This is a genomic window from uncultured Allofournierella sp. (genome assembly GCA_944382705.1).
Classification (GTDB): domain Bacteria; phylum Bacillota; class Clostridia; order Oscillospirales; family Ruminococcaceae; genus Allofournierella.
The window spans coordinates 1-10,941 of record CALWNE010000019.1 but is presented as its reverse complement, the minus strand read 5'-3'; the positions used below and the strand labels follow the sequence as shown (position 1 = coordinate 10,941).

Annotated in this window: 10 protein-coding genes and 1 pseudogene; 4 read left to right on the top strand and 7 right to left on the bottom strand. The window is 57.2% G+C overall.

The window, feature by feature from the left end:
• Positions 1–121 precede the first annotated feature (121 nt).
• A pseudogene (locus ACH2EM_RS02930) lies at positions 122–430 on the top strand (site-specific integrase); the annotation flags it as partial.
• Positions 431–1,075: 645 nt separating this feature from the next.
• Here the strand turns inward: ACH2EM_RS02930 and ACH2EM_RS02925 are convergent.
• Complete coding sequence (locus ACH2EM_RS02925; RefSeq protein WP_395150580.1) at positions 1,076–1,552, bottom strand: helix-turn-helix domain-containing protein; 477 nt, start codon at positions 1,550–1,552, stop codon at positions 1,076–1,078.
• A gap of 259 nt (positions 1,553–1,811) precedes the next feature.
• Here ACH2EM_RS02925 and ACH2EM_RS02920 point away from each other — a divergent pair, with 259 nt between their 5' ends.
• Both ACH2EM_RS02920 and ACH2EM_RS02915 read left to right on the top strand, forming a co-directional pair.
• Positions 1,812–2,753 carry a hypothetical protein gene (locus ACH2EM_RS02920; protein ID WP_395150579.1) on the top strand — a complete coding sequence of 314 codons (942 nt, stop codon included), beginning with the start codon at positions 1,812–1,814 and terminating at the stop codon, positions 2,751–2,753.
• Between the two features lie 3 nt (positions 2,754–2,756).
• Entirely contained in the window at positions 2,757–3,377 is a 621-nt protein-coding gene (locus ACH2EM_RS02915) for a hypothetical protein (protein ID WP_395150578.1), read from the top strand.
• 75 nt (positions 3,378–3,452) lie between these two features.
• Here ACH2EM_RS02915 and ACH2EM_RS02910 read toward each other — a convergent pair whose 3' ends face one another.
• The 5 genes from ACH2EM_RS02910 to ACH2EM_RS02890 all read right to left on the bottom strand — a co-directional run bounded on the left by ACH2EM_RS02910 (position 3,453) and on the right by ACH2EM_RS02890 (position 7,765).
• Entirely contained in the window at positions 3,453–4,487 is a 1,035-nt protein-coding gene (locus ACH2EM_RS02910) for a sulfate/molybdate ABC transporter ATP-binding protein (protein WP_395150576.1), read from the bottom strand.
• The gene (gene modB, locus ACH2EM_RS02905) at positions 4,488–5,162 is read right to left on the bottom strand and encodes a molybdate ABC transporter permease subunit (protein ID WP_395150575.1); all 675 of its coding nucleotides are present in this window, start codon (positions 5,160–5,162) and stop codon (positions 4,488–4,490) included.
• A gap of 186 nt (positions 5,163–5,348) precedes the next feature.
• Positions 5,349–6,182: a molybdate ABC transporter substrate-binding protein gene (gene modA, locus ACH2EM_RS02900; RefSeq protein ID WP_395150574.1), complete on the bottom strand. Its 834-nt coding sequence runs from the start codon at positions 6,180–6,182 to the stop codon at positions 5,349–5,351.
• Positions 6,183–6,253: 71 nt separating this feature from the next.
• Positions 6,254–6,736, bottom strand: coding sequence for a cyclic pyranopterin monophosphate synthase MoaC (gene moaC / locus ACH2EM_RS02895; RefSeq protein ID WP_395150573.1), 483 nt, complete (start codon positions 6,734–6,736; stop codon positions 6,254–6,256).
• A gap of 3 nt (positions 6,737–6,739) precedes the next feature.
• Positions 6,740–7,765, bottom strand: coding sequence for a molybdopterin-binding protein (locus ACH2EM_RS02890; RefSeq protein ID WP_395150572.1), 1,026 nt, complete (start codon positions 7,763–7,765; stop codon positions 6,740–6,742).
• Positions 7,766–8,105: 340 nt separating this feature from the next.
• Between ACH2EM_RS02890 and xdhC the strand changes: the two genes are divergently transcribed.
• The gene (gene xdhC / locus ACH2EM_RS02885; protein ID WP_395150571.1) at positions 8,106–8,963 is read left to right on the top strand and encodes a xanthine dehydrogenase accessory protein XdhC; all 858 of its coding nucleotides are present in this window, start codon (positions 8,106–8,108) and stop codon (positions 8,961–8,963) included.
• Positions 8,964–9,210: 247 nt separating this feature from the next.
• Here xdhC and ACH2EM_RS02880 read toward each other — a convergent pair whose 3' ends face one another.
• Positions 9,211–10,584, bottom strand: coding sequence for an MATE family efflux transporter (locus tag ACH2EM_RS02880; protein ID WP_395150570.1), 1,374 nt, complete (start codon positions 10,582–10,584; stop codon positions 9,211–9,213).
• Between the last annotated feature and the right edge of the window lie 357 nt (positions 10,585–10,941).

The window sequence follows — 10,941 nt, the reverse complement described above, 5'->3', positions numbered from 1 at the left end:
AATGCAGAATAGCGAGAACCCCCGGTATAAGTAACAGGCTGCTCCTGTTACGGCGATGACAGTCAGGATGATAATGATACTTCTCTACGGAGCTGGCGGAGAACCCGGCAGAGGTGAGATTCCTATGGTTGCTGATGTTTACAGCCATATCATTGACGAGGACAGGCGATATAACGCACAGAAGTTTGAGGAACAGTTCTACAATGCGAAAGGTCTCAAAAATGTAGAAGAAGGTAAAACCGCTCCAATGCCCAAATTTGAAACTTCGGTTGAGCTTCTTGACCCAATGGCAGAGGTTCAAAATGAGAGCAAAGTTAAAGAAGAAAAGCCTGCTGAGAACAGTACAGATGAAAACGCTGCCTTGCTCGCAAAACTGTTATCAAACCCGGAAACAGCAGCATTATTAAAGGCTTTAGCAAAAACAATTTAGTCATACAAAAAAGGCAATCCGTCAGGGTTGCCTTTTGTAATACCTGAAAAACCTTGAAATCAGGGCGAAAAACCATTATAATATTTGAACACAGATTATTTATCTGCAAAAGAGATTGTGTAAACTTAAAATGCGTTTCCTGTGATTTATGGGCTACAAATTAACTCAATGATGTTTCCCATATTTCTTTGCATTTGCTAATACCCTGCTAAAAGGAAGGAAAAAACCAAGAAAAATTAGCAGGTTTTGGACGAGAATTTACTGACAGTGAAACCTCGGAAAAGCCAGTAAAATCAAGGCTTTTCAGGGATTTGGAGGGAGTAAAAAATGTCCCTCGGGGGCTTCTCCTAAGGGCTAGTTGAGGGTTCGATTCCCCCAGGGGGTGCCAAAAAGCGCCGCAGACCACCGTTTGGTGGTTTGCGGCGTTTGTTTTTGTATCAAGCAAGCAAGTGCTCGTTGTGTGGTTCAAAAGAAGAACATTCCGATGAATAAAAGGAACGGTTATCACACACAAAATGGAACCCAACTATACATAGTATTTGCACCAGCGCACAGGTGAAAGGTGTTCTGGAAAGAAAGATACAGAAGTACAGCCAAAACCATCCAGAACAAACACCACAGCGGCTCCCCACACCCTCCGGTGGTTTATTGCTGGGAGCAATCGCTGTGTTCTGGGGCAGGGGCGGCGGGCTGTGCCTGGTAGCGTGGTATTTCGCAAAGCTCCTTCACACGCTTTTCCGCTTCCTCTCTGCCTTGCTCGGTAAGCTGGTCAAGATACCCGGCGATTCGGTTCAATCGCTGCCACTTGTCCAGTTCCTCCTGCTCCTGGGGTGTGATGGTTCCGTCCAGATATTTGCCCAGCAGGTAGGGGTGCCTTAAATCCGGGTTATCGGTGGGGATTCGCTTGGCCGGCTGCATGGCGTGGGTGCCCAGAATTTCGTCGATGGAAACACCCAGGTAGGCGGCAATTTTGGCAAGGGTAGCTGCGGAAAGCGACTGCTTGCGGCCCATTTTTAAATCCGTCAGGGAGCCTCGGCTTGCTCCGCTCTGGCGGCAAAGCTCGGTAATGGTAATGCCCCGTTGGGCACAAAGCTGGGTGATGGTTTGGTATAAAGCAGACATAGGTTCAGCCCTTCCTGATGATTTTTTTGAAAAAATACGCATTCGCTTAATTTTTCTGCTTGATTTTTACGCAAAAGCATAATATACTGAGAAAGTAGCCGTAAAAGCGTAATATTCAAGGGGATAATCTTAGTTTATTACACCTTTGCGTAAAAGTCAAATGGAAGGAGTTTGAAGGAGTGCCAGCAAAAAAGCATTGTAAAGGGGCAAACAGGGCCAATGGCCAGCCTGTACATAGCAGCCAGCCAAGGAAAGGCTCTTGTTTGCAACAAACCAAGGGGAGCAGCTGGGGACTGCGGCTGTTTTGGCCCGGCATCTGGGGCGGCAGGGCCAGCATCTGGCAGGCCAAAGGGGATGGGCGGCCTGTTTGGCGGGCCCAAGCCCCCAAAAAGGCGGTGATTGTTTGGGCGTAGATTCGGCCAGAGGGTTTATTGTGCTGTACCGCAGCCTTTTGGAGTGGGAGTGGTACACCGAAGCAAACACAGCCAGACTGTTTATTCATCTGCTGCTAACGGTGAATCACACCCGCTGTCAGTGGCAGGGCATTACCATTGACCGGGGCCAGCGGGTTGCCAGCTATGCAAAATTAGCCCAGGAAACCGGGCTGACGGTAAAAGAAGTGCGAACCGCCCTGAACCACTTAAAACGCACAGGGGAAGTGGCACACAGTGCAACCTCAAAATTTGGCTTGTTTACCGTAAAAAACTACAACAAGTACCAGACACCGGGCACCCAAAAGGGCACCCAAAGGGCAGACAGCGGGCAGCCAGAAGGCAGGCAATGGGCAGACGAAGGGCAACAAATAAATAAGGATAACAAGAATAACAACGATAATAAGGATAACAAGGATAACAATACAGCCAGCAGAACCGCCAGCGGGCAAAGCTGCCCGGCACAAAAGCCATCCCATTCTTGCTTTGTTCCACCGGATGAAACACAGGCTATTGCCTTTTTTAGAGAAAACGGAAGCAGCAAAACCGAAGGGCAAATCTTTTGGGACTATTACCAGGCAAACGGCTGGAAAATCAGCGGCAAAACCCCCATGCAGGACTGGCAGGCAGCTGCCCGCAACTGGATTCGGCGGGCAGGGCAGTATGCCCGGCAGCAAACCGGCCAGGCTCAGCTAAAAACCTCGCGGGATATTTTGTCCGATGCAGTGGATATGATACAAAACGGAGATTTTTCATTTATGGAGGTGTAACCCTTGACGGTAAAGGAAGTACAGGTTCTGATTCAGCAAAATATGGATATGTACCGCATCAGCGAACGAAACATGACCCCCCAGCAGGCGGCCAACTGCGTGGCCCTGTGGAGTGCGGCCTTAAAAGATGTACCCCCACAGGCGGGCTTTAAGGCCATGCTGCAAGCTTTTACCGTGTGCCGGTTCCCGGTTACACTGGCCGACCTGATGGACCAGCTGCGCAGCATGCAAACCGCCTGCCAGCCCACCGCCGGCGAAGCCTGGCACCAGCTGCTTGCAGCGGCCCGCCAGGCGGCAAACACCGCCTACGAATACAGCTTTACCATCCGCACACCGGAGGGCATTACCCAGGGGGAGGCGGCCAGGCGCCGCAACCGCACACGCTGGGAGCAGCTGCACCCGGCGGCGCAAAAATGGCTGGGCAGTCTTTCGGGCCTGATTCATCTGGGCCAGATGGATGAATATGCCCTATCCTACCAGCGGCGGGAGTTTGAACGGGCCTACAAGGCCCATCAGGAGCAATCCCCCCTAAACTGCGCTGCCCTGCTGGACTACTGCGCCCGGCTGCCCCAGGCAGATGCAGCCCCGGCACAGCTGCAAGCAGGCAAGGGGCAGGCTGCCTGAGCAGGGGGCAGGGCCTCTCTGGCGGGGTGGAGGATGCAGTCTGCTGCTAGGGGCAGGGCCTGCCTTTGGGGCCTGCTAGGCTCGCAGCAGCAGAATAGCCTGGGGCGGCAGATACAGGGTGCCGGGCAGCTGGGGCCGTGGGGAGCCCAGTGTCTGCTTGCTTACCTTCCACCACAGAGTGCCCCCGCCGATGGCAAAGCGGTAGGTGTAAAAGAAGGGGTCCTCCATCTGCTGGCAGAGGGAAACGGGCAGGGGGTTGTGGCTGCCCTGCACCGCAAAATCGTGGGCACGCACCCCAATGGCCGCCAGGTCCGGGGGCACCGGCTGGCTGGTGGTGAGGGTGCAGCCCCAATCCGGCACAAACACCGCAAAAGGCCCGGCACAGCGGGCAGGCAGAATATTTTTGCAGCCGGTGAGCCGGGCTGCGGCGATGCATTCCGGCTGTAAAAACAGCTGCTGGGTGGGGCCAAAGGCCACCACCCGGCCCTGGTCCATTACCAGGGTGTGCTGGCACAGCCGATAGATTTCGTCCCGGTCGTGGCTTACCAAAATGGCCGGGCCGCCAAACTCCTGCAAGGTGGCTTGCAGCTGCAGCTGCAAGGCCTCCCGCAGGCTGGCATCCAGTGCAGAAAATGGCTCGTCCAGCAGGGTGACCAGGGGCTGTGCGGCCAGCATCCGGGCCAGTGCCACCCGCTGCTGCTGCCCGCCGGAAAGCTGGGCAGGCCGCCGCTGGGCCAGCCCGGTAAGTTCAAACCGCCGCATCAGCTCCTGGGCATGGGCCTTGCGCTGGCGGCGGGGCAGCCGGTGCAGCCCGGCCAGCAGATTTTGCTCCACCGTCATGGTGGGGAACAGGGCATAGTTCTGGAACAAAAAGCCCGCACCACGCTGCTGAGGCGGCAGCTGCACACCGGTCTGGGTATCCAGCCAGGGGCGGCCATCCAGGGCAATCCGGCCCTGATCTGGCTGTTCAATGCCTGCAATGCACCGCAGGGTCATGCTTTTGCCGCAGCCAGAAGCCCCCAAAATGCCCAGCACGCCGGGCTGGGCGGTAAAGTCCACCTGCAAGCAAAAGGCCCCCAGCTGCTTTTGAATGTTTACTTCCAGTGCCATTTATACCACCTCCCGGGCGGGCTTTGTGTGCCGTTCCAGCAGGTTGACCGCCAGCAGAACAACGGTGGAGATGCCCAGATTCACCAGCACCCACCAAAAGGCCAGCTCCTCGTTGTTGGTGCGCCAGAGCTGGTAAACGGTGGTGGAGATGGTGGCGGTTTTGCCGGGGGTGTAACCGGCCACCATGCTGGTGGCGCCGTACTCCCCCAGGGCACGGGCAAAGGCCAGCACAAGCCCTGCCAAAATGCCCTGGCGGCAGGCAGGCAGCCGCACCCGCCAAAACAGGTAAGTGTTGGAAAGCCCCAGCGTCTGGCCGCAATGGCAGAGGTTTTCGTCAAAGCTTTCAAAGGCACCCCGTGCGGTGCGGTACATTAGGGGGAACGCCACCACCACCGCCGCAAAAATGCCGGAGTACCAGGTCATTACCAGCTTTAAGCCCAGGTGCTCCAGCACCCAGGCCCCCACCGGGCGGCGGGGCCCCAGCAGTACCAGCAAAAAATAGCCCACAACGGTGGGGGGCAGCACCATGGGCAGGGTAAAGAGCACATCCAGGCAGCCCTTGAGCAGCCTGGGCAGCCGGGCCACATAATAGGCGGCGGCAATGCCGGAAAAAAACACCACCACGCTGGCAGCAAGGGCAATGCGCAGGGAGTTGAGCAGGGGATACCAGTCCAAGTTGTATTCTCCTTTCGGTGTGGGCAGGGGGCAAAGGGGGGGCTGCAAAACAGCCCACGGGCAAAAGATGACACAAAATCCGGGGAGCATTGGCGCATGGATTGCCCAACAGATCCCCGGATTTTTGCTTGCTTCAAGAATAGTTCTGGCTCAAATAGGCCCTGGTGCTGCAAAAGCCCTTGCGGGTTACTCCACCATGGTAAAGCCAACCCCTTCAAAGGCAGAGCGGGCCTTGGGGCTGGTTTTCAGGTAGTTTAAAAAGTCCGCAGCCTGCTGGGGGTACTGGCTGGCCTTCAGGGCGGCAGCCGGGTAGACCGCAGGGCTGTACAGGGCGGTATCGGCGGTATCCACTACGGTGAGTTTGGCACTGAAGGCATCGGTGGCGTAAATCATGCCGCAGTCCGCTGCCCCCTCCAGCACCTGGGTGGTAACTTCCTTTACATTGGAGCCGTAGCTGATTTTCTGCCCCTGCTCCAAGCCCTCCAGCAGGTTCAGCCCGGTGAGGATTTGCAGCGAGTAGGCACCCACCGGCACATCCTCGTTGCCCAGGGCCAGCAGGTGCAGTTTGTCGGTGCCAAGGTCTGCAAAGCTGTAAATCTGGGCGGGGTTTTCCTCCGTGACCGCCAGCACCACCTGATTCTGTACCAGGTCAAACCGGGTATCGGTGTTTATAAAATCCAGCCCTTCCGGGTTGATGGCAGGGTCGGTTACCTGGCCGTCCAGCTGGTCCATCTGCTTTTGGGCGGCGCTGATGAATACATCGCACACCGCCCCTTCCTCAATCTGGGTTTTGAGGGTGCCGGAGGAATCAAAGGTGAACTCCAGCTGTACCTGGGGGTGCTGGGTCTGGTAGTCGGCAGCAATCTGCTGAAGGGTCTCGGTAAGGCTGGCGGCGGCAAACACCCGAAGGGTTACAGCCTGCTGAGAGGCAGAGGCCGCGCCGGAACTGGCAGCAGGGGCGCTGCACCCTGCCAGCAAACCAGTGGCCAGAAGGCCGCAGAGGATAGAGCGAAGGTTCATGCTATCGTCTCCTTTTTTAACAACCAGGGCAGAACCCTGCAAATCCACAGGTTCCTGCCAGCAGAGGGAGGTTAGGGGGCATCGAACTGGAACAGGCCGCTTTTGCCCCCTTCTTTGGTCACCAGATGGATGTTTTCCAGCACCATCCGTTTATCCACTGCCTTGCACATATCGTACACGGTGAGCAGTGCCACCGAAACGCCGGTGAGGGCCTCCATCTCCACGCCGGTTTTGCCCTCGCATTTAACGGTGCATTCCGCCTGAATGGCGCATTCCTCCTCCAGCAGGCGGAAGGTGACGCCGGTTTTGGTCAGGTTGAGGGTGTGGCACAGGGGAATCAGGTCGCTGGTGCGCTTGGCGCCCATAATGCCTGCAATCTGGGCAACCCCCAGCACATCCCCCTTTTTGGCACGGCCCTGGGCCACAAGGGCAAAGCATTCCCGGCTCATGCGGATGCGGCCCACCGCAACGGCGGTGCGGGCAGTGGGGGATTTTTCGCTCACATCCACCATCCGGGCATCCCCGGCGGCGTCCATGTGGGTGAATTCTGCCATGGCTTACACCCCCTTGCCAAAGCCGCAGTTGGGCCAGATGCACACCGGGCAATCCAGGCAAAGGCCCCCATGGCCCAAAGCGGCCAGGTCTGCCTGGGTAACCGGCACATTGGTGAGCACCTTGGGCAGCACTAAATCAAAGATGGTGCGCTTGGCGTACATCACGCAGCCGGGCAGGCCCATCACCGGGCGGCCATCCGGCAGATAGGCCAGCAAAAACATGGCGCCGGGCAGTACCGGTGCCCCGTAGCTTACCACCTGGGCACCGCTGTTGCGGATGGCCAGCGGGGTTTTGTCGTCCGGGTCCACGCTCATGCCGCCGGTGCAGATAATCAAGTCCACCCCGGCCTCTGCCATCTGGTGAATGGCGGCGGTAATTTTGGTGTGGTCATCGTCCAAAATCACATGGTGGGTCATCTGGCTGCCGTACTCCGCCAGCTTTTTTTCAATCACAGGGGTGAAAGCGTCCTGAATGCGGCCGTGGAATACCTCGTTGCCGGTGGTAATTACACCGGCTTTTTTGGGCTGGAAGGGCAGCAGCTTGAGCAGCGGCTGCTCCCCGGCCACCTGCTGGGCCCGTTCCATCTTTTCCTTTTCAATCACCAGGGGAATAATCCGGGTGCCGGCCAGTTTATCCCCTTTTTTGACAGGGAAGCCGGAAGCCCGGCTGGCAATCATCATCTCGCCCAGCTGGTTTACCGCCCGCATCCGCTCCACATCCACCAGCAGCAGGCCGTCCTGGTCTGCAATCAGCTCAATCTTGCCCTCCTTTACGGGGGTGGGGTGCATATGCTCGTTCTGGCAGATGGCCCGCAGCACCTGGGCGGCCTCGTTTTCGTGCATCCGCTGCTCGCCCTTTTCCCACACATACAAATGGTCCTTGCCCACGCTGAGCAAAACGGGAATATCCTGGGGCTGCACCACATGGCCCTTGCGGAATACGGCGTCCTTGGTTACGCCGGGAATAATCTGGGTAATGTCGTGGCACAGTACATGGCCCACGGCATCCTTGGTATCAATCAGTTTCATGGCTGGCTGTACGCTCCTTGCATCGCCTGGCCGCAGGGGCCGAAAGCGTTGTTTATTTTAAAGTATAATGGCTGTCTTTATCATACCACGATTTTGGCCGGAAGGAAAGGCGTAAATCGCAAAAACCGATGAAAACCCCCGAACATTCCCCCAAATACCAGGGAATGGGGCGGCAATCCGGGGAGAAAATCATCGGTTTTTTCAATGCAAAATCCGCCCATCCCCCCAGAGCAAAGGGGGTGACAAACCGGGCCTTCGTGGTATACTGGTGATAGAAATTAGCTGAAATATACAGGCGGACGGCCCAGCAAAGCCCCCTGCCTGCAAGGAGGAACCATCCATGAAAAGTATCTGGAATGCCCTGACCCAGCGCCTGGGCCAGGAGGATGCAATGCTGGTGCGCATTGTGCACAGCCAGGGCTCTGCCCCCCGGCACGCAGGGGCGCAGATGGCGGTGTTTGCCCACAGCCAGCCGGAGGGCACAGTGGGGGGCGGCAAGGTGGAGGCCATCTGCCTGGAGCACGCCCGCACCCTGCTGGCCCAGCAGCGCAGCAACCGGCAGGAATACAATCTGTCCAGCAGCGGCAGGAATGCAATCGGCATGGCCTGCGGCGGTCAGGTTACGGTGGATTTTTTGTACCTGCCCGCAGGGGAGCAGTCCCTCCAGCAGGTGGAGCAGCTGGCCCAGCAGGCCCCCGGCGGCCGGGTGCTGGTGTTTGGGGCCGGCCATGTGAGCCGGGCACTGGCCGCCCTGCTGCCTGCGCTGGAGCTGGACTATCTGGTGGTGGATGACCGGCCGGAATTTGCCCAGGAGCAGGCCTTCCCCGGTGCGCTGGCGGTGCATTGTATGCCCATGGAGGGGGCACTGGCCCAGCTGAACCCCCAGCCGGAGGATATGATTGTGGTGATTACCAGAGGGCACCTTCATGATTATCAGGTGGTGTGCCAGGCACTGCAAAGCCCTGCCGGGTACATTGGGCTGATGGGCAGCCGCCGCAAAATTGCCATGTTGCAGCAGAATTTGCAGCAGGATGGCTTTGCGCCGGAGCAGTTCCAGCGTATTTCCACCCCCATCGGGCTGGACATTGGGGCCGAAACCCCGGCAGAGATTGCAGTCAGCATTGCAGCCCAGCTGATTGCCCACCGGGCCAAGGGCCGCACCAAAAGCGGCTGGGTGCAGCATCTGGTGCACAGTTAAAGGGGGCCGCAGGGGCACTCTCTGGGGGGCAAACTGCCCGTTTTTTGCCCCAAGGGCAAAGCCAGCGGGCCAGCGGGCCGCCGGGCAACCCTGCGCCGGGCCTTATTACAACAAAACACGCCCGTACAGCCTGGCTTACTGCCGGGTACAGGCGTGTTTTTTGTTGAAAATCAAAAGCCCAGAGCAGCCCTAAAGGCCCATCTGGGCAAGGGGGCTGCTGCCAATGGGCTGGCCCCAGGCAGGGGGGTTAAGTTTCCTCCTTTGTAACAACCCGAATCCAGCGGCCGCTGCGCAGCCGCCAAAGGCCCAAAAGGCTTTTAGCCAGGTTGTCGCTCCGCATACAAAAGAATACCGCAGGGGCACTCCAGTGGAGCACAAAGCCGGTGAGCAGCCCCAGGGGAATGGCCAGGCACCATTGCAGGCCGCTGTCCAAAATCAGGTTGCTGCGCACATCGCCGCCGCCCCGCAGCACGCCCACCACCATAACGCAGCCAACTGCCTGGAAGGGCTGCATCAAGGCAAGGATGGTGAGCATGGCAAAAGCAGTGTCGTGAGCCAGCTGGCTTACATTATACATACCCAAAATATAAGGCCGCCCCACCAGCAGCACCGTCATGCTGATAAAGCTAAGGCAAAGGCTTACCAGCACCGAGCTGTTGGCCGCCCGCTGGGCATCCTGAATGCGGCCTTCGCCAATGGTTTTGCCCACAATCACCGCAGTGGCGGCGGACATACCAAACACAAACACACTCACCAGCTGGTTAAACACAATTACAATGCTCATGGCGCTGGTAAAGCTGGGGCCCATGTGGCCGATGGTCAGGTTCATAACCGACATACCAATGCCCCACAAAAGCTCGTTGCTTACCACCGGTACGCTGTTGCGGATATAGTCCCGCAGAAGGCCGCTTTTCAGCCGGAACAGCCAGATTGGGGTAAAGCCTACCCGTTTTTCCACAAAGCACATATACACAAGGGTGGCGCAAAGCTCAAACAGCCGGGCCAGAACGGTGCCCAGTGCCGCACCCCGTACCCCCAGGGCGGGAGCACCCAGCTTGCCAAAGATGAAGCAGTAGTTGAAAAAGATGTTGATTAAAAAGCTGCTGCCGTAAATCATCATGCTCACCCGCACCTGCTCCACCGCCCGCAGGCACATGATGTAACAGTTGGAAAAGCTGAACAGCACAAAGCTGAAGGAAAGCCACCGTAGATACTGGCTGCCCGCTTCAATCACAAGGGGGTCGGTGGTGTAGATGCGCAGCACCTGTTGGGGGAAAAAGTGGCCCACCAGTGCAAACAGCAGGCTTACCCCCAGTGCAATGCGCAGGGTAAGGGCAAAAATTTGCCGAATGCGCACCAGGTCCCGCTTGCCCCAGTACTGGGCAATCAGCACCGCCGCACCGCTGGCCATGCCAAACCCCAGCACATCCAAAATGGTAAACAGCTGCCCCCCCAGGTTGGAGGCGGCAATGGCCACATCACCCAGCTGGCCCAGCATGACGGTGTCCATCATGTTAACGCTCAGGCTAATCACATTTTGCAAAGCAATGGGAATGGTAATAGCCAGCATCCGTTTGTAAAAGGACCAGTCGGTGTAAAAATGGTTAGAAAACGCGCTCATAACAGCTCCTTTCAAGCAAAACACAGAATGCTTTCAGTATAGCACAGTTTCAGCGTGTTGGCGAGATTCCCCATAAATTCAGACAAAATTTGCACAATCGGTTGAAGTGGCGGCCCGGTTACGCTATACTACAAGCAAGAGAACCTAACCGGCAAACCACAGAAAGGAGCGGCGCAAAGATGGCGTACAAACCACTGGAATTGCAGCGGGTGCTGTGCATCGACCGGATTTATTCGGTGCATTATTTTGAGTATGGCCCGGACTATGCCTTTACCGGCGAAAGCCACGATTTTTGGGAACTGGTCTATGTGGACAAGGGCGAGGTGTATGTGCAGGCGGAGGAACAGGAGATTCTGC

Bases quoted from the DNA above. Each gene is read 5' to 3' on its own strand.
- ACH2EM_RS02925 (WP_395150580.1), bottom strand. From the start codon at position 1,552: ATGTCTGCTTTATACCAAACCATCACCCAGCTTTGTGCCCAACGGGGC.
- ACH2EM_RS02910 (WP_395150576.1), bottom strand. From the start codon at position 4,487: ATGGCACTGGAAGTAAACATTCAAAAGCAGCTGGGGGCCTTTTGCTTG.
- modA (WP_395150574.1), bottom strand. From the start codon at position 6,182: ATGAACCTTCGCTCTATCCTCTGCGGCCTTCTGGCCACTGGTTTGCTG.
- moaC (WP_395150573.1), bottom strand. From the start codon at position 6,736: ATGGCAGAATTCACCCACATGGACGCCGCCGGGGATGCCCGGATGGTG.
- ACH2EM_RS02890 (WP_395150572.1), bottom strand. From the start codon at position 7,765: ATGAAACTGATTGATACCAAGGATGCCGTGGGCCATGTACTGTGCCAC.
- xdhC (WP_395150571.1), top strand. From the start codon at position 8,106: ATGAAAAGTATCTGGAATGCCCTGACCCAGCGCCTGGGCCAGGAGGAT.
- ACH2EM_RS02880 (WP_395150570.1), bottom strand. From the start codon at position 10,584: ATGAGCGCGTTTTCTAACCATTTTTACACCGACTGGTCCTTTTACAAA.